Source organism: Streptomyces sp. NPDC085932 (assembly GCF_044540525.1).
GTDB classification, from domain to species: domain Bacteria; phylum Actinomycetota; class Actinomycetes; order Streptomycetales; family Streptomycetaceae; genus Streptomyces; species Streptomyces levis.
Map to the genome: position 1 here is coordinate 252,091 of NZ_JBITSJ010000009.1, position 24,149 is coordinate 276,239.

At 72.8% G+C, this 24,149-nt stretch carries 19 protein-coding genes; 14 read left to right on the forward strand and 5 right to left on the reverse strand.

Annotated elements, in window-relative coordinates; genetic code table 11:
• Window positions 1-42 precede the first annotated feature (42 nt).
• Genes ACIGAQ_RS35960 through ACIGAQ_RS35975 form a run of 4 tightly spaced genes read left to right on the forward strand, consistent with a single transcriptional unit; the run spans window position 43 to window position 7,158 of the window.
• Window positions 43-2,247, forward strand: coding sequence for a WD40/YVTN/BNR-like repeat-containing protein (locus ACIGAQ_RS35960; RefSeq protein ID WP_399790492.1), 2,205 nt, complete (start codon window positions 43-45; stop codon window positions 2,245-2,247).
• Entirely contained in the window at window positions 2,247-4,214 is a 1,968-nt protein-coding gene (locus ACIGAQ_RS35965; RefSeq protein ID WP_399790495.1) for a beta-galactosidase, read from the forward strand. The genes ACIGAQ_RS35960 and ACIGAQ_RS35965 overlap by 1 nt, the downstream gene beginning before the upstream one ends.
• Entirely contained in the window at window positions 4,211-6,406 is a 2,196-nt protein-coding gene (locus ACIGAQ_RS35970; RefSeq protein ID WP_399790498.1) for a glycosyl hydrolase family 95 catalytic domain-containing protein, read from the forward strand. Before ACIGAQ_RS35965 ends, ACIGAQ_RS35970 begins: the two co-directional genes overlap by 4 nt.
• Before the next feature lie 38 nt (window positions 6,407-6,444).
• Window positions 6,445-7,158 (forward strand): hypothetical protein, encoded by a 714-nt coding sequence (locus tag ACIGAQ_RS35975; RefSeq protein WP_399790501.1) that lies wholly within the window; start codon window positions 6,445-6,447, stop codon window positions 7,156-7,158.
• A gap of 230 nt (window positions 7,159-7,388) precedes the next feature.
• Here ACIGAQ_RS35975 and ACIGAQ_RS35980 read toward each other — a convergent pair whose 3' ends face one another.
• Window positions 7,389-8,402 (reverse strand): LacI family DNA-binding transcriptional regulator, encoded by a 1,014-nt coding sequence (locus tag ACIGAQ_RS35980; protein ID WP_311688569.1) that lies wholly within the window; start codon window positions 8,400-8,402, stop codon window positions 7,389-7,391.
• Window positions 8,403-8,661: 259 nt separating this feature from the next.
• Here ACIGAQ_RS35980 and ACIGAQ_RS35985 point away from each other — a divergent pair, with 259 nt between their 5' ends.
• From ACIGAQ_RS35985 to ispG, 4 genes are all read left to right on the forward strand, one after another.
• Window positions 8,662-10,602: an acyl-CoA dehydrogenase family protein gene (locus tag ACIGAQ_RS35985; RefSeq protein ID WP_311688539.1), complete on the forward strand. Its 1,941-nt coding sequence runs from the start codon at window positions 8,662-8,664 to the stop codon at window positions 10,600-10,602.
• Between the two features lie 94 nt (window positions 10,603-10,696).
• Entirely contained in the window at window positions 10,697-11,953 is a 1,257-nt protein-coding gene (dxr, locus tag ACIGAQ_RS35990; protein WP_399790504.1) for a 1-deoxy-D-xylulose-5-phosphate reductoisomerase, read from the forward strand.
• Window positions 11,954-11,961: 8 nt separating this feature from the next.
• A complete protein-coding gene (locus ACIGAQ_RS35995; RefSeq protein WP_311688567.1) occupies window positions 11,962-13,254 on the forward strand; it encodes a site-2 protease family protein in 1,293 nt (430 codons plus the stop codon).
• A gap of 168 nt (window positions 13,255-13,422) precedes the next feature.
• Entirely contained in the window at window positions 13,423-14,580 is a 1,158-nt protein-coding gene (gene ispG / locus ACIGAQ_RS36000; protein WP_399790507.1) for a flavodoxin-dependent (E)-4-hydroxy-3-methylbut-2-enyl-diphosphate synthase, read from the forward strand.
• Between the two features lie 48 nt (window positions 14,581-14,628).
• Here the strand turns inward: ispG and ACIGAQ_RS36005 are convergent, their stop codons facing one another.
• On the reverse strand, window positions 14,629-14,850 hold the full coding sequence (locus tag ACIGAQ_RS36005; RefSeq protein ID WP_311688533.1) for a hypothetical protein: 222 nt from the start codon (window positions 14,848-14,850) through the stop codon (window positions 14,629-14,631).
• 188 nt (window positions 14,851-15,038) lie between these two features.
• Here ACIGAQ_RS36005 and ACIGAQ_RS36010 point away from each other — a divergent pair, with 188 nt between their 5' ends.
• The 4 genes from ACIGAQ_RS36010 (at window position 15,039) to ACIGAQ_RS36025 (ending at window position 20,352) form a co-directional block, all read left to right on the forward strand.
• Window positions 15,039-17,051, forward strand: coding sequence for a tetratricopeptide repeat protein (locus ACIGAQ_RS36010; RefSeq protein ID WP_399790510.1), 2,013 nt, complete (start codon window positions 15,039-15,041; stop codon window positions 17,049-17,051).
• Between the two features lie 105 nt (window positions 17,052-17,156).
• Complete coding sequence (locus ACIGAQ_RS36015; protein WP_094055832.1) at window positions 17,157-18,005, forward strand: GNAT family N-acetyltransferase; 849 nt, start codon at window positions 17,157-17,159, stop codon at window positions 18,003-18,005.
• Window positions 18,006-18,048: 43 nt separating this feature from the next.
• On the forward strand, window positions 18,049-18,579 hold the full coding sequence (locus ACIGAQ_RS36020; protein ID WP_311688530.1) for a GNAT family N-acetyltransferase: 531 nt from the start codon (window positions 18,049-18,051) through the stop codon (window positions 18,577-18,579).
• 72 nt (window positions 18,580-18,651) lie between these two features.
• Window positions 18,652-20,352 carry a proline--tRNA ligase gene (locus ACIGAQ_RS36025; protein WP_399790514.1) on the forward strand — a complete coding sequence of 567 codons (1,701 nt, stop codon included), beginning with the start codon at window positions 18,652-18,654 and terminating at the stop codon, window positions 20,350-20,352.
• A 45-nt stretch (window positions 20,353-20,397) separates the two neighbouring features.
• Here ACIGAQ_RS36025 and ACIGAQ_RS36030 read toward each other — a convergent pair whose 3' ends face one another.
• From ACIGAQ_RS36030 to ACIGAQ_RS36040, 3 genes are read right to left on the reverse strand one after another with little or no spacing between them, the layout of a single operon-like run.
• Window positions 20,398-21,300, reverse strand: a complete 903-nt coding sequence (locus ACIGAQ_RS36030) for an aminoglycoside phosphotransferase family protein (RefSeq protein WP_362281682.1) — start codon at window positions 21,298-21,300, stop codon at window positions 20,398-20,400.
• Window positions 21,301-21,348: 48 nt separating this feature from the next.
• The gene (locus ACIGAQ_RS36035) at window positions 21,349-21,813 is read right to left on the reverse strand and encodes a ferritin-like domain-containing protein (RefSeq protein WP_399790518.1); all 465 of its coding nucleotides are present in this window, start codon (window positions 21,811-21,813) and stop codon (window positions 21,349-21,351) included.
• Window positions 21,810-22,343 (reverse strand): hypothetical protein, encoded by a 534-nt coding sequence (locus tag ACIGAQ_RS36040; RefSeq protein WP_399790520.1) that lies wholly within the window; start codon window positions 22,341-22,343, stop codon window positions 21,810-21,812. Before ACIGAQ_RS36040 ends, ACIGAQ_RS36035 begins: the two co-directional genes overlap by 4 nt.
• 217 nt (window positions 22,344-22,560) lie before the next feature.
• On the opposite strand from ACIGAQ_RS36040, the gene rimP reads away from it, so the two are divergent.
• Together rimP and nusA are read left to right on the forward strand one after the other, a co-directional pair.
• The gene (rimP, locus tag ACIGAQ_RS36045; RefSeq protein ID WP_311688520.1) at window positions 22,561-23,073 is read left to right on the forward strand and encodes a ribosome maturation factor RimP; all 513 of its coding nucleotides are present in this window, start codon (window positions 22,561-22,563) and stop codon (window positions 23,071-23,073) included.
• Between the two features lie 2 nt (window positions 23,074-23,075).
• The gene (nusA, locus tag ACIGAQ_RS36050; protein ID WP_311688518.1) at window positions 23,076-24,062 is read left to right on the forward strand and encodes a transcription termination factor NusA; all 987 of its coding nucleotides are present in this window, start codon (window positions 23,076-23,078) and stop codon (window positions 24,060-24,062) included.
• Window positions 24,063-24,149 lie beyond the last annotated feature (87 nt).

The window sequence follows — 24,149 nt, forward strand, 5'->3', positions numbered from 1 at the left end:
CGGGGACGCTTCCCCCTCCCCACCCAGATGCCGAGGTGTGCCATGCATGCGTCCAGCCCGAGCAGAAGAACCGTCCTGGCCGGGGCCGCGGCCGTCGCCGCGCTCAGCGGTGCTCCTCTCCTGCCCGGGCGCGCGCACGCCGCCGGTGCGGCCGGCGCCGCGGGCGAGGCGTACCGCTGGCGCAACGTCGTCCAGGGCGGTACCGGATTCATCACCGGCGTGCTGTTCCACCCCGCCGTCCGCGGTCTCGCCTACGCCCGTACCGACATCGGCGGCGCCTACCGCTGGGAGGACCGGACCGGCCGGTGGGTGCCGCTCGTCGACCACATCGGCTGGGACGACTGGAACCTGATGGGCGTGGAGGCCATGGCCGTCGACCCGGCCCGTCCGGACCGGCTGTACCTCGCCCTCGGCACCTACGCCCAGCCGTGGGCCGGCAACGGAGCCGTGCTGCGCTCCGAGGACCGGGGAGCGACCTGGCGGCGCACCGACCTGAACGTGAAGCTCGGGGCCAACGAGGACGGGCGGGGCTGCGGTGAGCGGCTGCTCGTCGACCCGCGCGACAGCGACACCCTGTGGCTGGGCACCCGGCACGACGGGCTGCTCAGGTCGGCCGACCGGGGCGCCACCTGGCAGGCAGTGGCCTTCCCGGCCGCGCCGAGCGCCACCGGGCAGGGCATCACGCTCCTGGTGGCGGCGGGCCGTACCGTCTACGCCGGCTGGGGCGACGCGGGCGGCACCGCCGCGAACCTCTACCGCACGGCCGACGGCACCACCTGGGAGGCCGTGCCCGGACAGCCCACGGGCACCGCCGCCAAGGTGCCGGTCCGCGCCGCGTACGACCGGCACACGCGCGAGCTGTACGTCACCTACGCCGACGCCCCCGGTCCGAACGGCCAGTCCGACGGCAGTGTGCACAAGCTGCGCACCACGGACGGGAAGTGGACCGAGGTCACACCGGTGAGGCCCGGCGGCACGACGAGCGAGGGCGGCAGGGACTCCTTCGGCTACGGCGGCGTCGCCGTCGACGCCCGCCGCCCCGGCACGGTCGTCGTCTCCACCAACAACCGCTGGGCGGAGATCGACACCGTGTTCCGCTCCACCGACGGCGGCCGCAGCTGGACCTCCCTGAAGGACACGGCCGTCCTCGACGTCTCCGAGACGCCGTTCCTCAAGTGGGGCGGCGACCGGCCCAAGTTCGGCTGGTGGATCCAGGCCCTCGCCCTCGACCCGTACGACTCGAAGCACGTCGTGTACGGCACCGGCGCCACCCTCTACGGCACCCGCGACCTCACGCACTGGGCCCCGCAGATCCGGGGCCTGGAGGAGGCGTCCGTCCGCCAGCTGGTCTCCCCGCCGACCGGGCGGGCGCACCTGCTCAGCGGGTGCGGGGACATCGGGGTGATGTACCACGAGCGGCTCACCGCCTCGCCCTCGCGCGGTATGGCGTCCAACCCGGTCTTCGGCACGTCCACCGGGCTGTCGCTGGCCCCGGCCAGGCCGTCGTACGTGGTCCGGGCGGGCTGGGGCGACCACGGCAACGGGGCCTGGTCGGACGACGGAGGCCGGACCTGGGCACCGTTCGCCGCGCAGCCGGACCCGGCCAGGACCGCGCCCGGACCGATCGCCACCAACGCCGACGGCAGCGTCCTGCTGTGGTCCTTCGGCCCGGGCCACCCCGGTTTCCGCTCGGCCGACAACGGCGCGACCTGGTCCGAGGTCGCCACCTTCCCGCAGGGCGCCGCCCCGGTCGCCGATCCCGTGGACCCCCGGCGCTTCTACGCCTTCGACACCACCACGGGCACCCTCTTCGCCAGCACGGACGGCGGCCGCACCTTCACGGCCCGGGCCACCGGCCCGGGCTCCGGCGACACCGAGTTCCAGCTCGCCGCCGCCCCGGGGCGCTCAGGCGACCTATGGCTCAGCCTGAAGGGCAACGGGCTGTACCGCTCCACCGACGGGGGCGCGACCGTCGGCAAGGTCGGCAGCTGCCGGGCGTCGTACACCCTCGGCTTCGGCAAGGCCGCCGAGGGCGCCTCCTACCCGGCGCTCTACATGGTCGGCTCCACCGGTGGCGTCACGGCCGTGTACCGCTCGGACGACGAGGCGAGGACCTGGGTGCGCGTCAACGACGACCGGCACCAGTGGGGCTGGACCGGCGCCGCCATCACCGGCGACCCGCGCGTGTACGGCCGGGTCTACGTCGCCACCAACGGGCGCGGCGTCCAGTACGGGGAGCCCGCCTGATGCCCGGCCTGCGCGACGCGACCAGGGGCCGGTTGCTCTTCGGCGGCGACTACAACCCGGAGCAGTGGCCGCAGGAGACCTGGCACGAGGACGTCCGGCTGATGAGGGCCGCCGGGGTCAACTCCGTCACCCTCGGGGTCTTCTCCTGGTCAACGCTGGAACCGGAGCCAGGCGCGCGGGAGTTCGGCCGGCTGGACACCCTGATGGACCTGATGCACGACAACGGCATCGGCGTCGTCCTCGCCACCCCGACCGCCTCGCCCCCGCCCTGGATGGGCCGGCTGCACCCGGACACCCTGCCCGTCACCGAGGACGGCCGCACCGAGTGGTGGGGCGGCCGGCAGCACTTCTCGCACTCCAGCGCCACCTACCGGCGCTACGCCGCCGCCATCACCGAGGACCTGGCCGCCCGCTACGGCGGCCACCCGGCCCTGACCATGTGGCACATCAACAACGAGTACTGCACCTACGACTACGGTGACGAGGCCGCGGCGGCCTTCCGGCGCTGGCTGCGCGCCAGGTACCGCACGCTCGACGCCCTCAACGAGGCCTGGGGCACCGCCTTCTGGAGCCAGGGCTACGACACCTGGGACGGCGTCCTGCCGCCCCGCCTGCCGCACTACCTGCGCAACCCCGGCCAGGTCCTGGACTTCCGGCGCTTCACCTCCGACATGCTCCTGGAGTGCTTCACCGCCGAGCGGGACATCGTCCGCCGCCACACCCCGCACATCCCGGTGACCACCAACTTCATGCCGCTCTGGTCCGGCCAGGACGCCTGGCGCTGGGCCGGGGAGGAGGACGTCGTCTCCGTCGACCTCTACCCCGACCCGCGCGATCCGCTCGGCGCCCAGAGCGGCGCCCTGGTGCAGGACATGACCCGCTCCCAGGCGCGCGGGCCCTGGATGCTGATGGAGCAGGCGGCCGGGCCGGTCAACTGGCGGGGCGTGAACCACCCCAAGCCCCGCGGCCTGAACCGGCTGTGGTCGCTGCAGGCCGTGGCCCGGGGCGCCGACGCCGTCTGCTTCTTCCAGTGGCGGCAGTCCCGGCAGGGCGCCGAGAAGTTCCACTCCGGCATGGTCAGCCACGCCGGTGCGGAGGGCCGGACGTACCAGGAGGTCAAGCGGCTCGGCGCCGACCTGGCGCGGATCGCCCCCGAGGTGACCGGCCGGCACGTCACCGCGGACATCGCCGTCCTGCACGACTGGGACGCCTGGTGGGCCGGGGCCCAGGACGGCCGCCCGTCCGGCCGGATGGAGTACCCCGACGTCCTGCGCGCCTGGCACCGGGCCCTGTGGCAGGCGCACCTCGCCACCGACTTCGCCCACCCGGCCCACGACCTGACGCCGTACGCGATGGTGGTCGCACCGCAGTTGTACGCACTCACCGACACCGCGATCGGCAACCTCCTCGCCTACGTGCGCCAGGGCGGCACCCTCGTCTGCGGCTTCCAGACCGGTGTCGCCGACGAGGACGACCGGATCCGCCCCGGCGGCATGGACGCCCGGCTGCGGGAGCTGTTCGGCATCCGCACGCTGCACGAGTGGTGGCCGCTGGACGAGGGGGAGACCGCCGCCTGCGAGGGCTTCCATGGCACCCTGTGGTCCGAAGAACTGGAGGGCGACGGCACCGCCGACGAGACCCTGCCCTACAAGGGCGGCGAGCTCGACGGACTGCCCGCCGTGCTGCGCAAGGGCCGGGCCTGGTACGTGTCGACCCTCCCCGAGGAGGGGGCCCTGCGCCGCCTGCTGGCCCGGATCGCCGAAGGCGCGGGCGTCCGGCCGGTGCTCGAAGCACTGCCCGGCCAGGTGGAGGCCGTGCGCCGGGGAGAGGTGCTGTTCGTGCTCAACCACGGCCGTGAACCGGTCACCGTCGAGGTGCCCGGCACCCACCACGACCTGCTGACCGGCACCGAGGTCACCGGCCGGATCACGCTCGGCCGCTACGGGGCGGCGGTGCTCCGGCCATGACCGACTCCACCCCCGTCCACGGCACGTGGGAGCCGCGCCCGGCCGGCCGCTGGGAGGACGCGTTCCTCAGCGGCAACGGCCACCACGGCGCCCTTGTGTTCGGAGACCCGAACGCCGAGCGGGTCGTCGTCACCCATCACACGCTGGTGCGGCCCAACGGCCGGGACGACCGGCCCCCACAGCTCGCGGCCGGCCTGTCCGCCCTGCAGGACCGCCTCCTCGCGGGTGACACGAGCGCAGCCGAGAGCTTCACGGACGGCCGCCCGCTGGAATGGGTGCAGCCCTTCCACCCCGCCTTCCAGGTCCGCGTGAACCGGCCGCCCGGCGACCGCCCCGGCTACCGCCGGGACGTCGACTTCACCACCGGCGTGGTGAGCGCGACCTGCGACGGCTGGACCGGACGGGTCTTCGTCTCCCGCGCCGACGACGTGATCGTCCAGCACGTCACGGGCGCCGCCCTGACCCTCGACATCGACCTGGACCACCGGCTCCCCGGCGCCCCCGCCGGACTGGGCGTCGGCCACGGAGCCGTCCTCACCCCCGAGGGCGCCCTGCTCAGCCTGCGCGCCCGCTACCCGGACAGCGACCTGGCCTGCACCGGCGTCACCCGCGTCACCGTCACCGGCGGTACCACGGCCCTCGTCCCGCCGGGCGTGCGCATCGAGGGCGCCCGGTCCGTCCTGCTCCTGACCCGGGTGTTCCGGCACACCGGCGAACTCGACGTGGTCGCCGAGGGCCGTGCCCTGCGGGACCTGGGCACCGATCACGACGCCCTCCTCGACCGCCATGCCGCCCTGCACCGCACCGCCTACGAGCGCGTCACCCTCGACCTGCGCGCCGACCCCGCCGAACGCGCCCTGCCCGGCTCCGAGCTGCTCCAGCGGCCGGACAGCCCCGCGCTGCTGGAGCGCCTCTTCGCCGCCGGCCGCTACCACCTGCTCAGCGCGAGCGGCCTCTTCCCGCCCCGCCTGACCGGACTGTGGACCGGTGACTGGAACACCGCCTGGTCGGGCGCCTTCACCCAGGACGCCAACCTCAACCTCCAGACGGCCTCGGCCGCCGCGGCGGCCCTCCCCGAGGTCACCGAGGCCCACGCGCGCCTGATTCAGCGCCAGTTGCCCGACTGGCGCGACAACGCCGGCGCGATCTTCGGCACCCGGGGCGCCGTGGCCCCCGCCCACACGGACGGTGAGTCGGGCCACTCCCACCACTTCGACCGCGAGTACCCGCTGCACCTGTGGACCGCCGGTGCCGACTGGCTGCTCAAGCCGCTCGTCGACCACGACGACACCCGCGGCGCCCGCGACCCGCGCACCGCCGCCGCCCTCGCCGAAGTCGCCCTCTTCTACGAGGACTTCCTCACCCGCACCGACGACGACGGCCACCTCGTCGTCGTCCCGTCCTACTCACCCGAGAACCGCCCCGCCAACGCGAGCTGGGGCACGATCAACGCGGCCATGGACCTGTCCGCGGCCCGCCACGCCCTGCGCACGGCCGCCGCCTACCACCCGGGCACCCCGGACGCCGAGCGCTGGCACGCCCTCGCCGACCGGCTCCCGCCGCACCGCGTCAACGCCGACGGAGCCCTGGCCGAATGGGCCTGGCCGGGCCTGGAGGACTCCTACGACCACCGTCACCTCAGCCACCTCTACGGGGTCTGGCCGCTCGACGAGATCACCCCCTACGACACCCCCGACCTGGCCGCCGCCGCCCACCGCGCCCTGGAACTGCGCGGCGCCGAGAACGACTCCGCGCACGGCCATCTGCACCACGCACTCGTCGCGGCCCGGCTGCGGGACGGCGACCGCGTCGCCCACGCCCTCGGCCGGGTCCTGGACGGCGACTTCTTCCACGCCTCCCTGATGAGCGCCCACTACCCCGAGCGGGACGTCTACAACGCCGACGCCGCGCACACCCTGCCCGCCGTGCTGATCGAGATGCTCGTGCAGTCCACGCCCGACCGGCTCGTGCTGCTGCCCGCGCTCCCGGCGGACCTCGGCGGTGGCGCCCTGCGGGGTGTGCGCACCCGCTTCGGCGCCGCACTCGACCTCACCTGGAGCCGGGACGGCGCCGCCACCGCCGTGCTCAGGCCCGACCGCGACGCCCGTGTCGAACTCAGGACTTCCGCCGGCGCCGAGCCCCTCGACCTGGTCGCCGGAGAAGACCGCGTCCTCACCGTGAGAGCGCGGTGATCACCCCCGCGATTCCCCCCACCCATGGAAGGGACACCATGGCATCACGCATTCCGAGCAGGCTCACCAGGGCCCTGCTGGCCCCGGCCCTCGCGCTCGGCGCCACCGTCGGCCTCGCCTCCGCCCCGGCCTCCGCCGCCGTCTGGAACTCCTGCGACCAGTGGGGCAACACGAGCCTGAACGGCTACACGCTCTACAACAACATCTGGGGCTCCGGCGCCGGCAGCCAGTGCGTCTGGGCCAACTCCGGCACCAACTGGGGCGTCTGGGCCGACCACCCCAACACCGGCGGCATCAAGTCCTACCCCAACTCCAAGAAGGTGATCAACAAGACGATCACCTCGCTGACCTCACTCACCAGCAGCTACAACGTGACGGTCCCGTCGTCCGGCGCGTACAACACGTCGTACGACATCTGGGACACCGACTACGACTACGAGATCATGCTCTGGGTCAACCACAACGGCGCCGTCGGACCCCTCGGCACCTCCCAGGGCAGCGTCACCCTCGGCGGCCACACGTGGAACGTCTACAAGGGCAGCAACGGGGCCAACGAGGTCTTCTCGTTCCTGCGGACGTCCGACTCCAGCTCCGGCAGTGTCAGCATCCTGCCGATCCTGAAGTGGATCAAGGACACCAAGAAGTGGATGGGCAACGAGACCATCGGTGACCTGCAGTTCGGCTACGAGATCACCTCGTCGTCCGGCGGCCTGAACTTCACGACCCACAACCTGACGGTCAGCAGCAGCTGACCGGCCGACCGGCACGGCGGGCCGGCCTCCCTGCCCGGGGAGGCCGGCCCGTCCGCCCGCCTGCGCCGCCGACGCCGGGGTGCGTTCGGGCCGCCGGTCATGTCCGGGCCCGGCGACAGCGCGCCGAACCGGGACCAGCGCACCGTCACCTGCCGGTACGCCGGCTCGTCCGGGTCGCCGCCGCGGGGTGCGCGACCGGCGGGGAGTGCAGGCGGCGGCGGGGGAGACGCCTACGCGCGGCTCGGCGCCGGGCCCGAGCTCGCCCGGGCCGTCAGCTCGGGCGCGAGCAGCACGACCTCGTCGCTGCCGCGTCCCTCCAGCTTGGCGACCAGGTGCTCCACCGCGCGCCGGCCCATCTCCTGGGCGGGAATGGCGACCGCCGTCAGCCGCACCGAGGCCTGCGTCGCCACCTGATCCGGGCAGATCGCGACCACCGACATGTCCTCCGGCACGGCCCGGCCCTGCTGCCGCAGCAGGGCGAGCAGCGGCTCGACCGCCGATTCGTTCTGCACGACGAATCCCGAGGTGTCCGGGCGTTCGTCGAGGATCCGGGCGAGCGTCACCGCCATGGCGTCGTACCCGCCCTCGCAGGGCCGGTGCAGCAGCCGCACGCCCAGCTCCCGCGCGCGGGAGCGCAGCCCGTCGAGCGTGCGCTCGGCGAAGCCCGTGTGCCGCTCGTAGACCGCCGGGGCCTCGCCGATGACGGCGATGTCCTGGTGCCCCTGCTTCGCCAGGTGCTCCACGCACAGCGCACCCGTCGCCCGGAAGTCCAGATCGACACAGGTCAGCCCCGCGGTGTCGGCGGGCAGCCCGATCAGTACCGACGGCTGGTCCGTCGACCGCAGCAACGGCAGCCGCTCGTCGTCGAGTTCGACGTCCATCAGGATCATGCCGTCGGCGAGCCCGCTGCCGGCGACGCGGCGCACCGCGTCGGGTCCCTCCTCGCCGGTGAGCAGCAGCACGTCGTAGCCGTACGTACGCGCGGTGGTCGCCACCGCGATGGCGATCTCCATCATCACGGGCACGTACATGTCCGTGCGCAGCGGGATCATCAGCGCGATGATGTTCGACCTGCTGCTCGCCAGGGCGCGCGCCCCCGCGTTCGGGTGGTACCCGAGTTCGCGGATGCTCCGCTCGACCCGCTGCCGGGTGGTCGAGGAGATCGACCGCTTGCCGCTGAGGACATAGCTCACCGTGCTCGCCGAGACTCCGGCGTGCTGGGCGACCTCGGCGAGGGTGACCATCCAGCTCTCCAAGCTGTTAGTGAAGCGCTTCGACAGCGCGCCGTGCTGAAAAGAACGGGTGGGGGTGGTTCGACAGTAGCTTCAGCGTGTGTGGGTGTCCATAGGCTGTCGAAGCGCTTCGATTCCGATTTCCGCCCCCTTCGGCTGAACGGACGCGCGAGGACTGGTGGCAGCGTCCCGTATCGGGTACCAACGATCCAGTAGCACCGGTCGGTAACGTACAGTCATCACCAATCCTAGATGCGGCGAGGTGACCCTCATGTCCGCTTCCACCACCCCCTCATCCCGTCCCGCCGTCACCGAGCGGGAGGCCCGTGAGGTGGCGGAGGCCGCCCGGGAACAGCACTGGCGCAAGCCCAGCTTCGCCAAGGAGCTGTTCCTCGGCCGCTTCCGGCTCGACCTCATCCACCCCCACCCCGTCCCCGAGGACGAGGCGGCCGAGCGCGGCGAGGAGTTCCTCGCCAAGCTCCGCGACTTCGTCGAGACGAAGGTCGACCCGGCCCTCATCGAGCGCGAGGCCCGGATCCCCGACGAGGTGATCGACGGGCTGAAGGAGCTCGGCGCCTTCGGCATGAAGATCGGCACCAAGTACGGCGGTCTCGGTCTCACCCAGGTGTACTACAACAAGGCGCTGGCCCTGGCGGGCTCCGCCAGCCCGGCGATCGGCGTGCTGCTCTCCGCGCACCAGTCGATCGGGGTGCCCCAGCCGCTGAAACTGTTCGGCACCGAGGAACAGCGCGAGCGCTTCCTGCCGCGCTGCGCCCGCACGGACATCAGCGCCTTCCTGCTCACCGAGCCCGACGTCGGCTCCGACCCGGCGCGCCTGGCCACCACGGCCGTGCCCGACGGCGACGACTACGTCCTGGACGGCGTGAAGCTGTGGACCACCAACGGCGTCGTGGCCGACCTGCTGGTCGTCATGGCGCGGGTGCCGAAGTCCGAGGGCCACCGCGGCGGCATCACCGCCTTCGTCGTGGAGACGAACTCGCCGGGCGTCACCGTCGAGAACCGCAACGCCTTCATGGGCCTGCGCGGCATCGAGAACGGCGTCACCCGCTTCCACCAGGTCCGCGTCCCCGCCGCCAACCGCGTCGGCGAGGAGGGCCAGGGCCTGAAGATCGCCCTGACCACCCTCAACACCGGACGGCTGTCCCTGCCCGCCTCCTGTGTGGCGGCCGGCAAGTGGTGCCTGAAGATCGCCCGCGAGTGGTCCGCGGCCCGCGAGCAGTGGGGCAAGCCCGTCGCGCACCACGAGGCGGTCGGCTCCAAGATCTCCTTCATCGCGGCGACCACCTTCGCCCTGGAGGCCGTGACGGACCTGGCCTCGCAGATGGCCGACGAGGACCGCAACGACATCCGCATCGAAGGCGCCCTGGCCAAGCTGTACGCCTCCGAGATGGCCTGGACGATGGCCGACGAACTCGTCCAGATCCGCGGCGGCCGCGGCTTCGAGACGGCCGAGTCCCTGCGGGCCCGCGGCGAACGCGGCGTCCCCGCCGAGCAGTTGCTGCGCGACCTGCGCATCAACCGCATCTTCGAGGGCTCGACGGAGATCATGCACCTGCTGATCGCCCGCGAGGCGGTCGACGCCCATCTCTCGGTCGCCGGCGACCTCATCGACCCCGAGAAGTCCCTCGGCGACAAGGCGAAGGCCGGTGCGAACGCCGGCGCCTTCTACGCCAAGTGGCTCCCCAAGCTGGTCGCGGGCCCGGGCCAGCTCCCCACCTCCTACGCCGCCTTCAAGCACGGCGTGGACCTCTCCGGGCACCTGCGCTACGTGGAGCGCACCTCCCGCAAGCTCGCGCGCTCCACGTTCTACGCCATGTCCCGCTGGCAGGGCCGCATGGAGTCCAAGCAGGGCTTCCTCGGCCGGATCGTCGACATCGGCGCCGAGCTGTTCGCCATGAGCGCGGCCTGCGTCCGGGCCGAACTGCTGCGCAGTCAGGGCGACCACGGCCGTGAGGCCTACCAGCTCGCCGACGTCTTCTGCCGCCAGGCCCGCATCCGGATCGAAGAGCTCTTCACCCGCCTGTGGACCAACACCGACGACCTCGACCGCAAGGTCGTCAAGGGCGTCCTGTCCGGCACCTACACCTGGCTGGAGCGGGGCATCGTCGACCCCTCGGGCGACGGCCCCTGGATCGCCGACGCGACCCCGGGACCGTCCGCGAAGGAGAACGTCCACCGGCCGATCCGCTAGCCCGGCCCCCTGGGGGCGCGAACCACTGCGGCGCGCGCCCCCAGGAAGGGGATGCGCTGTCCTCACACACGAGGCTTACGGCAACAATGGAGGGATGAGCGACAGTCCAGCCCCCCTCGCCGACCCGCACCTCGTCTACGACCCGGTAGCGGGCGACGGACCGAAGGACGTGGTGATCCTCGGCTCCACCGGGTCCATCGGCACCCAGGCCATCGACCTCGTGCTGCGCAACCCCGACCGGTTCCGGGTCACCGGCCTCTCGGCCAACGGCGGCCGGGTCGCCCTCCTCGCCGAGCAGGCCCACCGGCTGCGCGTGCGCACGGTCGCCGTGGCCCAGGAGGACGTCGTGGAGGCCCTGCGCGAGGCGCTCACCGCGCGGTACGGCACCGGCGAGCCGCTCCCCGAGATCCTCACCGGCCCGGACGCCGCCACGCAGCTCGCCGCCGCCGACTGCCACACGGTCCTGAACGGCATCACCGGCTCCATCGGACTCGCCCCGACCCTCGCCGCCCTGGAGGCGGGCCGCACCCTCGCGCTCGCCAACAAGGAGTCGCTCATCGTCGGCGGCCCGCTGGTCAAGGCCCTCGCCAAGCCCGGCCAGATCATCCCGGTCGACTCCGAGCACGCCGCCCTCTTCCAGGCCCTGGCCGCCGGCACCCGCGCCGACGTGCGCAAGCTGGTCGTCACCGCCTCCGGCGGCCCCTTCCGCGGCCGCACCAAGCAGGAGCTGTCCCACGTCACCGTGGAGGACGCCCTCGCCCACCCCACCTGGGCCATGGGGCCGGTCATCACGATCAACTCCGCGACCCTCGTCAACAAGGGCCTGGAGGTCATCGAGGCGCACCTGCTCTACGACATTCCCTTCGACCGCATTGAGGTCGTCGTGCATCCCCAGTCGTATGTCCACTCGATGGTTGAGTTCACGGATGGATCGACACTGGCCCAGGCGACCCCGCCCGACATGCGCGGGCCCATCGCCATCGGCCTCGGCTGGCCCGAGCGCGTCCCCGACGCCGCCCCCACCTTCGACTGGAGCAAGGCCTCGACCTGGGAGTTCTTCCCGCTGGACAACGAGGCCTTCCCCTCGGTGAACCTCGCCCGGCACGTCGGCGAGCTCGCGGGCACCGCCCCGGCGGTGTTCAATGCGGCCAACGAGGAGTGCGTGGAGGCGTTCCGCCGGGGCGCACTGCCGTTCAACGGGATCATGGACACCGTCACCCGGGTCGTCGAGGAGCACGGCACCCCGGGTACGGGAACCTCGCTCACCGTGTCGGACGTCCTCGAAGCGGAGACCTGGGCGCGCACCCGGGCCCGGGAACTGGCGGCACAGACGGCGGAGGCCCGTGCATGACGACCCTGATGTTCATCCTCGGCATAGTCCTCTTCGCGGTCGGCCTGCTGTTCTCGATCGCGTGGCACGAGCTGGGGCACCTGTCCACCGCCAAGCTCTTCGGCATCCGAGTGCCGCAGTACATGGTCGGCTTCGGCCCGACGCTCTTCTCGCGCACCAGGGGCGAGACCGAGTACGGCGTCAAGGCCATCCCGTTCGGCGGCTACATCCGCATGATCGGGATGTTCCCGCCCGGCCCCGACGGCCGTCTGGAGTCCCGCTCCACCTCCCCGTGGCGCGGCATGATCGAGGACGCCCGCTCCGCCGCCTACGAGGAGCTCCAGCCGGGCGACGAGAAGCGCATGTTCTACACGCGCGCCCCCTGGAAGCGCGTGATCGTCATGTTCGCCGGCCCCTTCATGAACCTGATCCTCGCGGTGGTGCTGTTCCTCACCGTCCTGATGGGCTTCGGCATCACGCAGCAGACCACCTCCGTCAGCTCGGTCTCCCAGTGCGTCATCGCCCAGAGCGAGAACCGCGACAAGTGCGAGAAGGGCGACCCGGCCTCCCCGGCCGCGGCGGCGGGCCTGAAGGCGGGTGACAAGATCGTCTCCTTCGGCGGCACGCGCACCGACGACTGGAACGAGCTGTCGGACCTGATCCGCGCCAACCCCGGCAAGGAGGTGCCGATCGTCGTGGAGCGGGGCGGCCAGGAGGTCACCCTGCACGCGAAGATCGCCTCGAACCAGGTCGCGAAGAAGGACTCCAGTGGCCAGATCGTCGAGGGGCAGTACGTCCAGGCCGGCTTCCTCGGCTTCAGCGCCGCCACGGGCGTGGTCAAACAGGACTTCGGCGACTCCGTGACCTGGATGGGCGACCGGATCGGCGAGGCCGTCGACTCCCTCGCCGCCCTGCCGGGCAAGATCCCGGCCCTGTGGAACGCGGCCTTCGACGGCGCCGAACGCGAGTCCGACTCCCCGATGGGCGTGGTCGGCGCGGCCCGCGTCGGCGGTGAGATCTTCACCCTCGACATCCCGCCCACCCAGCAGCTGGCCATGGCCCTGATGCTGGTCGCCGGCTTCAACCTCTCCCTGTTCCTGTTCAACATGCTCCCGCTGCTGCCGCTCGACGGCGGCCACATCGCGGGCGCCCTGTGGGAGTCGCTGCGCCGCAACACCGCCAAGCTGCTGCGCCGGCCCGACCCGGGCCCCTTCGACGTGGCGAAGCTCATGCCGGTCGCCTACGTGGTCGCGGGCATCTTCATCTGCTTCACGATCCTGGTCCTGATCGCCGACGTGGTTAACCCGGTGAGAATCTCCTAGCCATACGGAGTTCGCGGCGGCCCGGCAGGCTTTCCGCCGGGCCGCCTTCCATCGGGTGGCACCGCGGGTGTGATGTGCCCGTGCCCGTGCCTGTGCCGTAATCTCGAAGCTCGGAGCCCGCTGCTCACGGGACCGGACCTTGATCCACGACTTGGGGTTGCACAGCAGATGACTGCGATTTCTCTCGGCATGCCGTCCGTTCCGACCAAGCTCGCCGAGCGCCGGAAGAGCCGCCAGATCCAGGTCGGGTCCGTCGCGGTCGGCGGAGACGCCCCCGTCTCGGTCCAGTCGATGACCACCACGCGCACGTCCGACATCGGCGCGACCCTCCAGCAGATCGCCGAACTGACCGCCTCCGGCTGCCAGATCGTCCGGGTCGCCTGCCCCACCCAGGACGACGCCGACGCCCTGCCGACCATCGCCCGCAAGTCGCAGATCCCGGTCATCGCCGACATCCACTTCCAGCCGAAGTACGTCTTCGCCGCGATCGAGGCCGGCTGCGCGGCGGTGCGCGTCAACCCCGGCAACATCAAGCAGTTCGACGACAAGGTCAAGGAGATCGCCAAGGCGGCCCGCGACCACGGCACCCCGATCCGCATCGGCGTCAACGCCGGCTCCCTCGACAGGCGCCTCCTGCAGAAGTACGGCAAGGCCACTCCCGAGGCCCTGGTCGAGTCGGCCCTGTGGGAGGCGTCCCTCTTCGAGGAGCACGACTTCCGCGACATCAAGATCTCCGTCAAGCACAACGACCCGGTCGTCATGATCGAGGCGTACAAGCAGCTCGCCGCGCAGTGCGACTACCCGCTGCACCTCGGCGTCACCGAGGCCGGCCCCGCCTTCCAGGGCACCATCAAGTCGGCCGTCGCCTTCGGCGCCCTGCTCTCCCAGGGCATCGGCGACACGATCCGGGTGTCCCTGAGCGCGCCCCCCGCCGAGGAGGTCAAGGTCGGCATCCAGATCCTGGAGTCCCTGAACCTCAAGCAGCGCGGCCTGGAGATCGTCTCCTGCCCTTCCTGCGGCCGGGCCCAGGTCGACGTCTACAAGCTGGCCGAAGAGGTCACGGCCGGCCTGACCGGCATGGAGGTCCCGCTCCGCGTCGCCGTCATGGGCTGCGTCGTCAACGGCCCCGGCGAGGCCCGCGAGGCCGACCTCGGTGTCGCCTCCGGCAACGGCAAGGGCCAGATCTTCGTCAAGGGCGAGGTCATCAAGACCGTCCCCGAGTCCAAGATCGTCGAGACCCTCATCGAGGAGGCCATGAAGCTGGCCGAGCAGATGGAGAAGGACGGCGTGGCCTCCGGCGAGCCGTCGGTGGCCGTCGCGGGCTGACCGCGCAGTATCCACTCGGGCCGGGGGACACACCCGCTCCCGGCCGGGTCACCGACGACGGCCCGTGCGCGCCCGGCGCGCCGTCAGGGCGGCGGAGTACGTGCTGAAGAGCGACACCCGCGACACGTCCTGCCGCGCGCCGCGCAGCGCCCACCGGAAGCCGAGGAACAGCAGCAGCTGCCTCAGCAGCACCGGCGCCGACAGCACGGCGAACGCCAGGACGGCGACGACCGGTGAACCGTCCAGCAGACCGACGACGAAGTGAGACACGAGCACCTCCCGGAACGGCCCGGCACCAGCGCCGGGCACCTGGGAGGAGCCCACCGCGAGCCGCCCCCGGACGGGGAAAGCCCGGACGTCCGGGACACCGCATCCGGACTGGCGCGATCCGCTGGACGCCCTCCCGGACGCCCGGACACCATGGACACCTGTCCCGGACCGGTCGTCGAGAGGGCACCGTGGAGACGTGGCGGCACTTCCGGGCGGAACTCGCCCGGCTCATGGACGAGAACGGGGTCACCGTCGCGCAGGTGGTCCGGGAGATCCCCATCGGACGCGAGACGCTCTACGGCTACCGGCGTGACCGTGAGGCCGGCGTCGGCAACGGCGACTGGGAGACCGTCGGGGCACTGCTGCGCTGCATCGAGAAGCTCGCGCGGGCCAACGGCCACACCCTCGTGATCGACCATGCCCGGTGGCAGCGGGACTGGCAGCGGCTCCGTGACCGCCAGGGACCCTCCCGCCGACAGGGCGGGGAGCCGGCCCCGCGTCTGTCGGCCGACACCTGGATCGGCGGCTGGGACGGCGCGGCCGACGCCGTCCTGGCCTATTCCTCGGCCCAGGAGTTCGCGGTCTGGCCGGCGGGTCAGGAGCGCCTCGACGCCCTCGCCCAGGCGGTCGCCCGTCTCAGCGCCGCCTGCGAGCCGGAACTGGCCCGCCACGCCGCGTCGCGGCTCGCCACCGGCGCCGTGGCCGCGTTCGGCGAGGCCGACCCCAGGACCCTGGCCGCCCGGCACGCCCTGGCCTTCTGGACCGGCCACACCCAGGACGTCCGCCGCGCCCTGGACCTCACCACCGACCTGCACGAGGACTGCTCGCGCCACCTGGGGCCCGCACACGTCCTCACCCGGCTCGCCGCACTGCGGCGGGCCCTGTGGCTCGGACACATGGGCCACTGGCACGAGGCCAACCGCCTCTATGCGAGGACCGCCCACCGCGAGTCGTCGTTCCCCGACCGCGACCGGACCCTGCTCCTGCTCGCCCGCTGGGGCATGGCCCGCACGGGAGGCCGGTCGGGCAACTGGATCCACGCGCACATCGAACTGGACCAACTGCTGCCGGAGCTGATCGAGGAGTTCGGGCCGGACGCCCCGGCCACGCTCGACGCCCGCCACTCCCACGCCTGGGCCACGGCACGGGCCGGCCACCACGACACGGCGCGCACGCTGCTCGCACGGCTCGCGGACGACTGCGACGCCACCCTCGGCCCGGACCATCCCACGAGCCTGCGCATCCTCACCTCGCTGGCCTACTGGGCGCAGCGCGGCGGCGCGGCCGAGGAGGCACTCGCCACGGCCACGGCCGTGCGGCAGCGCTCCGAACGGCTGCTGGGACCGGACCACCCCCTGAGCACCGAGGCCGCCGAGGTCGAGGCGCTGTGCCGGCTGGACATCGACCCGGACGCCGCGATCGTCGCCCTCCGGCACGTCGTCGACCGCCGCGAGCGGCATCTCGGCCGGACCCACCCCCACACCGCCCAGGCCAGGTCGAACCACGCGGCCGTCCTCGCCACGGTCGACGGCCCCCGACCCGCCCTCGACCTGTTCCGCGAACTCGCCCGCGATCTCGCCGCGACCCTGGGCGAGGACCACCCCGCGACCCTCCGCGTCCGCATGAACCTGGTCATCGCCACCCTGGAGGACGGGCAGGTGCGGGAGGCCGTGCACCTGTGCGCCCGGGCCGTCGAATCGCTGCGCAGAGTGCTGGGCGACGACCACCAGGAGACCCGACTGGCAAGGGAACTGCTGCGCGACATCGACGAGCGGGAGCCGCGGCGGGCGGCGAGCGCCCCGCCCGTCCCACCGCAGGGGTACGGGCGCTCGTACGGCACCTCGTACGACGGCGGAGGCGGACAGAGCGACCGGGCCCTCAAGTCGGCCGTCGAACCCGTCACCTGGTCCGCCGGGCCGGACCCCGGCGCCCACCCCCCGACCGACGGCTACGCCGTCCTGCGTGCCGTCGCCGCCCTGCCCGTCAGCACCTGGAGCTACCTGGGCGAAGAGGGCGTCCGGCACCTCGGCCCCATGGCCCAGGACTGGTACGCGGCGCTCGGTCTGGGCGCCGACGACCGGACCATCCACCCCATCGACGCCAACGGAGTCTCCGTCGTGGCCGTGCAGGCGCTGTACCGGATGGTGAGCGGCCTCCGGGACGAGGTGGGCCGGCTCAGGGAGCGGCTGGACGGGCCGTAGGGCCGGGCCCGTGCCCGTCCCGGCCGCCGGCGCGGCGGCACTCCCCAGCTCCGCCAGGTACAGTGCGGGGAATCAGCCGACCCCAGTGTGTGAGGCGCCCCGCACGTGTTGACGCAGACCACCTCACGGGTCCTCGAACCGAGCGACCTGGACGCCGCGCTCGCCGTCCTCGACCGCGAGCCGGTCGCGAACGCCTTCGTGACGTCACGGGTGCAGATCGCCGGACTCGACCCGTGGCGGCTCGGCGGTGAGATGTGGGGCTGGTACGAGGACGGCATCCTCACCTCCCTGTGCTACGCGGGCGCCAACCTCGTCCCGATCTGCGCCGGTCCGCGTGCCGTGCGCGCCTTCGCCGACCGCGCCCGCCGCTCCGGCCGCCGCTGCTCCTCCATCGTCGGCCCCGCCGGACCCACCGCCGACCTGTGGCGGCTCCTGGAGCCCCACTGGGGCCCGGCCCGCGAGGTACGCCGCCACCAGCCGCTGATGATCACCGACCGGCTGCCGGACGACGTCACCCCCGACCCCTACGTCCGGCGCGTCCGCAAGGACGAGATGGAGACGATCCTGCCGGCGTGCGTGGCGATGTTCACCGAGGAGGTGGGCGTCTCGCCGCTGGCCGGGGACGGCGGCCTGCTCTACCAGGCCCGGGTCGCCGAACTCGTCGGCTCCGGCCGCGCCTTCGCCCGCTTCGACGCCGACGGCAAGGTCGCCTTCAAGGCCGAGATCGGCGCCGCTACGGACCGCGCGTGCCAGATCCAGGGCGTCTGGGTCGCCCCCGAATACCGGGGGACCGGTCTGGCGGCCCCCGGCATGGCGGCCGTGCTGCGCTACGCCCTGGCGGACGTGGCCCCCCTCGTCAGCCTCTACGTGAACGACTTCAACACCGCGGCCAGGAGGACCTACCGGCGCGTGGGCTTCCAGGAGGTCGGCGCCTTCATGAGCGTTCTGTTCTGAAGCACCCGGACGGCGGCGGAAACCCCCCTGTAGGCTCCCCGCCATGGACCTGGTGATCGGCTCCCTCGACCTCTCCGCCCACGTAGACGAGGCCTTGGCCGTGCAGGCCGTGGCCTTCGGGCTCGGCCCCGACGAGGTCGCCGTCCGCCGCCAGATCGTCCTGCGCCACATGACCTACCCGGGGGCCCGCGCCCTCGGCGCCACCGCGGGCGGACGCCTGGTCGGGTTCGTCTACGGCATGCCCAACGACCGCACCCACTGGTGGTCCACCGTCGTGGAGCCCTACCTGCGGGCCCAGCACCACGACCACTGGCTCGACGACTCCTTCGTGATCACCGAGCTGCACGTGCACCCCGCCCACCAGAACCGCGGCATCGGCCGCTCCCTGATCACCACGATCACCGACGGCGCCGACGAACCCCGCTCGATCCTCTCCGCGATCGACACCGACAGCCCCGCCCGCGCCCTGTACCGCTCCCTCGGCTACCGGGACCTGGCCCGCCAGGTCCTCTTCCCGAGCGCCCCCAAGCCGTACGCCGTGATGGGCGCCCCGCTCCCGCTCCTGCGCCGCTAACCGATTTCCGCCGCCCCCCGCCCCCCGGCTAACCTCCTGCCATCACCCACACGTAGCAGGAGCAGACGAACCATGGCGAACGCACCGGTCCAGCGCATGTCCCAGTTGTTGGCGAAGACGTTGCGCGACGACCCGGCCGACGCCGAGGTCCTCAGCCACAAGCTCCTCGTCCGCGCCGGCTACGTACGCCGCACCGCCGCCGGCATCTGGAGCTGGCTGCCCCTGGGCAAGAAGGTCCTGTCCAACGTGGAGCGCATCGTCCGCGAGGAGATGGACGCCATCGGCGCCCAGGAGGTGTCCCTGCCCGCCCTGCTGCCGCGCGAGCCCTACGAGGCGACCGGCCGCTGGAACGAGTACGGCGCCGAGCTCTTCCGCCTCCAGGACCGCAAGGGCGGCGACTACCTCCTCGGCCCCACCCACGAGGAGATCTTCACCCTGCTGGTGAAGGACCAGGCGTCCTCCTACAAGGACCTGCCCGTGATCCTCTACCAGATCCAGAACAAGTTCCGCGACGAGGCCCGGCCGCGCGCCGGCATCCTGCGCGGCCGCGAGTTCCTGATGAAGGACTCCTACTCCTTCGACACCGAGGACGAGGGCCTCGCGCGGTCCTACGCCCTGCACCGCGAGGCCTACCAGCGCGTCTTCGCCCGGCTCGGCCTCGACTACCGCATCTGCGCCGCGACCGCCGGCGCCATGGGCGGCTCCAAGTCCGAGGAGTTCCTGGCCCCGGCCGAGGCCGGCGAGGACACCTTCGCCGACTGCCCGAACTGCGACTTCGCCGCCAACACGGAGGCGATCACCTACGAGCTGAAGCCCGTCGACGCAGCGGGCGTGCCGGCCGCCGAGGACATCCCCACCCCGGACACCCCGACCATCGAGACCCTCGCCGCCTCCCTCGGCGTCCCCGCCTCGGCCACGCTGAAGAACCTCCTCGTGAAGGTCGACGGCGAGATCGTCGCCGTCGGCGTGCCCGGTGACCGCGAGGTCGACCTGGACAAGGTCGAGGCGCACTTCGCCCCGGCCACCGTCGAGCTGGTCACCGAGACGGACTTCGCCGGCCGCCCCGACCTGGTCCGCGGCTACGTCGGACCGCAGGGCCTGGACAAGGTCACGTACATCGCCGACCCGCGTGTCGCCCCGGGCACCTCCTGGATCACCGGCGCGAACAAGCCCGGCACGCACACCAGGAACGTCGTCGCGGGCCGTGACTTCGAGGTCGACCGGTACGTCGACGTCGTGGTCGTGCAGGAGGGCGACCCCTGCCCGAAGTGCGGCACGGGCCTCGTCCTGGACCGCGCCATCGAGATCGGCCACATCTTCCAGCTGGGCCGCAAGTACGCCGACGCCCTCAAGCTCGACGTCCTCGGCCAGAACGGCAAGCCGGTCCGCGTCACCATGGGCTCCTACGGCATCGGCGTCTCCCGCGCGGTCGCCGCACTCGCCGAGCAGAGCGCCGACGACAAGGGCCTGTGCTGGCCCAAGGAGGTCGCCCCGGCCGACGTCCACGTGGTCGCCGCCGGCAAGGCCCTGCAGACCGAACTGGCCCTCGACATCTCCCAGAAGCTGGCCGCGGCCGGCGTCCGCGTCCTGGTCGACGACCGCGCCGGTGTCTCCCCGGGCGTCAAGTTCACCGACTCCGAGCTGATCGGCGTCCCGCAGATCCTGGTCGCCGGCCGCCGCGCCGCCGAGGGCGTGGTGGAGCTGAAGGACCGCCGCACCGGCGAGCGCGAGGAACTGACGGTCGAGGAGGCCGTCGCCCGCGTCACGGCGTAAGGCCCCGGCAGGGGCAGGGGTGAGCGCTCCGCAAGGCCGGGGCGCTCACAGCCAGCTCGCGAACTCCAGCAGCAGCTCGGCGTCGCGAGGGCGCCCCACCCGCCCCGCCCGCACACCCGACTCCACGGCCCGGAACAGGGTCCAGCCGCGCAGCCGCTCCTGGTCCACCTCCAGCGACTCGGCCAGCCGCTTCACCCGGCGCCGGGTCGTCGCCGCGCCGGACGGCTGGGCGATCAGGTCCTCCACCCGGTCGCGGACCAGCCGGGCCAGGTCGAACGCGCACTCGCCGACCACCGGGTCGGGTCCCACGGCCAGCCACGGCATCCGTTCCCCGGCGAGCACCTTGCTCTGCCGGAACGTGCCGTGCAGCAGCCGGTGTTCGGGCGGTGCGGCCAGCAGTTCCTCGCGCGCGGCCAGCGCCGGTCCCACGAGCGGGGCCACCTCGGGGTCGGCCTGCGCCCGGGCCCGCATCGCCTCGGCCTGCCGCCCGGTCCGCTCGGCCACCGTCTCGAACGGGAAACCGGCGGGCGGCTCGATCCACAGCCGCCGCAGCGTCCCCGCCGCCTCCAGCAGCGCCTTCGCCTCCGGCAGGGACCGCACCGACACGTCCGGATGGAGCCGCTCCAGCAGCAGCACCCCCTCGGTCGGCTGGTCGGGTTCGAGCAGCTGCACGGCGCCCCGCCCGGCCCAGTGCGCCAGCGCGGCCCGCTCCGCCTCCGGCCGGGCCCGCCCCGGCGCCAGTTTCAGCACGGCGGGCGTCCCGTCGGCCGTCCGCACCAGCACGACCAGGCTGCTGCGCCCGCCGGGCACCTGCACCCGCTCCACGGTCAACTCGCGTAGCGCGACGGCCTGCCGTGCCGCCTCGGGCAGCTTCTCCAGCCAGTCGTCACCCTCCGGGGCCGTCTCTCCGAGCGCCCTGACCAGGCGCCGCGGCGGCTCGAAAACCATGCGCGAGTCGTTCCCTTCGTGCTGGTGGCGGAGCGTGCCCCGACCGGTTCACGCCGTCGGCGCCGCCGAGGGCGGGGCCGTGCCCGCCCGCTCGGCGAGCCCAGGGAAGGCTACGCTCTCCCCGCGCCAGCGCACCGCCCGCACCGCCGCCTCCCGCAGCGCCTCGGCGGCCAGCGCCCGCCGCTCACCGGCCGCGGCCCGCACCAGGTCGGAGTAGACCCCGGCCACCCGGTCCTCCAGCTCCGCGGCCAGCCGCGCGGCCGCCGCCGCGTCCGGCACCGCGAAGGGCAGCGCGTACCCGGCGGCCGCCGCCACGGGCCGGCCGCCCAGGTCCTTCACCTCGCGCACCAGCGCGTCCCGGCGCGCCCGGTGCGCGTCGTACGCGGTCCGGGCCTCGCCGCGCTGCCCCTCGCCGATCTTCCCGCCCACGACTCCGTACCCGTAGACCGCCGCGTGCTCGGCCGCCAGGGCCGCCTGCAGGGCCCGCAGCTCGCGGTCCTTCGCCTCGCTCACGCGTCCCCCTCCGTCAGCACGTACACGTGCGCCGCCCCGGCCGCCGCGACCGACGCCAGCAGCCGCGCCAGCTCGCCGGGCACTCCGAGCAGCTCCTTGGAGCGCCGGTCGGCGAGCTCCCGCTCCGCGGCGGCGAGCCCGGCCAGGGCGTCCTTGTCGTTCCCCGGCACGGCGACCGGCGCCGACGCCGTTGCCGCGCGGGACGGCGAGGCCGACGCCGAGGGCGATGCTTTTCGGCCACCTCCGAACGCCTGGACGTGCCGGACGACGTTGTCCCGCAGTGGTCCCAGCCGCCCCGCCAGGGCCGGCCGGGCGGCGATCACCGCGTCGTACCGCTCCAGCAGCCCCTCGCTGTCCCGGGCCGCACGCGCGCGTGCCCGGCGTTCGGCGTCCGAGTTTCCTTCGCCCGGGTCCGCGGACCCCTCCGGACCGGCGGTGCAGCCCGCCAGGGCGAGCGCCGCGGGCCCGACCGCGAGCAGACTCCTTCTGCGCGGCCCCGAGCGGGGGCGCGGCGATGAGGGGAACGGCACGTCAGACGTCCTCGGGGGCTCGTGGTGGGAAACATGCGAGAAGGAAGGGACCGCAAGGGCTGCCCGCCCGTGATCACGGTACCCGGGCCGTCGCCCGGGACCACTCAGCGGCACCGTTCGTCACCGGGTGGACGGCAACACTCCCTGCGACCGGATACCCTTTGACCAGACACGCGACCCATCCCACAACAGCACACGCGGCCGAGGAGTCACCCGGATGAGCACCACCCAGAGCGAGAGGCTGCGAGAGCTACTGGAACCGCTCGTCAGCTCCCAGGGCCTGGACCTCGAAGAGATCGAAGTGGACTCCGTCGGCCGCAAGCGTGTGCTGCGCGTCGTCGTCGACTCGGACACCGGTGCGGACCTGGACCAGATCGCCGATGTGAGCCGCGCGCTCTCGGCGAAGCTCGACGAGACGGACGCGATGGGACAGGGGGAGTACACCCTCGAGGTCGGCACCCCGGGCGCGGAGCGCCTCCTCACGGAACACCGGCACTACGTCCGGGCCACGGACCGGCTGGTGAAGTTCCAGCTGGCCGAGGGCGGCGAACTGGTCGCCAGGATCCTGAAGGTCGACGACGACGGCGTCGACACCGAGGTGCCCGGGGTCAAGGGCCGCAAGGCCACCGCGCGCAGACTCGCCTTCGACGACATCGTCCGGGCGCGTGTCCAGGTCGAGTTCAGCCGCAAGGACAACAAGCAGGACAACGAGAAGGAAGAGGAGGCGTAGCCGTGGACATCGACATGAGTGCCCTGCGGGGCTTGGTTCGGGAGAAGGAGATCTCCTTCGACCTGCTGGTCGAGGCGATCGAGTCGGCCCTCCTCATCGCCTACCACCGCACCGAGGGAAGCCGCCGCCACGCGCGCGTGGAGCTCAACCGGGAGACCGGCCATGTGACCGTGTGGGCGAAGGAGGACGCGGACGACCTCGAGGAGGGCCAGGAGCCCCGCGAGTTCGACGACACACCGTCCGGTTTCGGCCGTATCGCCGCCACCACGGCCAAGCAGGTCATCCTGCAGCGCCTGCGCGACGCCGAGGACGACGCGACGCTCGGCGAGTACGCCGGCCGCGAGGGCGACATCGTCACCGGTGTGGTCCAGCAGGGCCGCGACCCGAAGAACGTGCTCGTGGACATCGGCAAGCTGGAGGCCATCCTGCCGGTGCAGGAGCAGGTGCCGGGCGAGACCTACCCGCACGGCATGCGGCTGCGGTCGTACGTCGTCCGGGTGGCCAAGGGCGTCCGCGGCCCGTCCGTCACGCTGTCGCGCACGCACCCCAATCTGGTGAAGAAGCTGTTCGCCCTGGAGGTGCCGGAGATCGCCGACGGATCGGTGGAGATCGCCGCGATCGCCCGTGAGGCCGGTCACCGCACCAAGATCGCCGTACGGTCCACCCGCTCGGGCCTGAACGCCAAGGGTGCCTGCATCGGCCCCATGGGCGGCCGGGTGCGCAACGTGATGGGCGAGCTCAACGGTGAGAAGATCGACATCGTCGACTGGTCGGAGGACCCGGCCGAGATGGTGGCGAACGCGCTCTCCCCGGCCCGTGTCTCCAAGGTCGAGATCGTGGACATGGCGACCCGGTCCGCCCGGGTGACCGTGCCCGACTACCAGCTGTCCCTGGCCATCGGCAAGGAGGGCCAGAACGCCCGCCTCGCGGCCCGGCTGACCGGCTGGCGGATCGACATCCGCCCGGACACGGAACCGGCCGCGGAGTAGCCGCGAGCGGGCCCGGAGCAGGCGCGGAACAGATCGGCCGAAGATCGACGGCGGATCCGCGCCGCATCCGGGGAATGGATCCAAGCC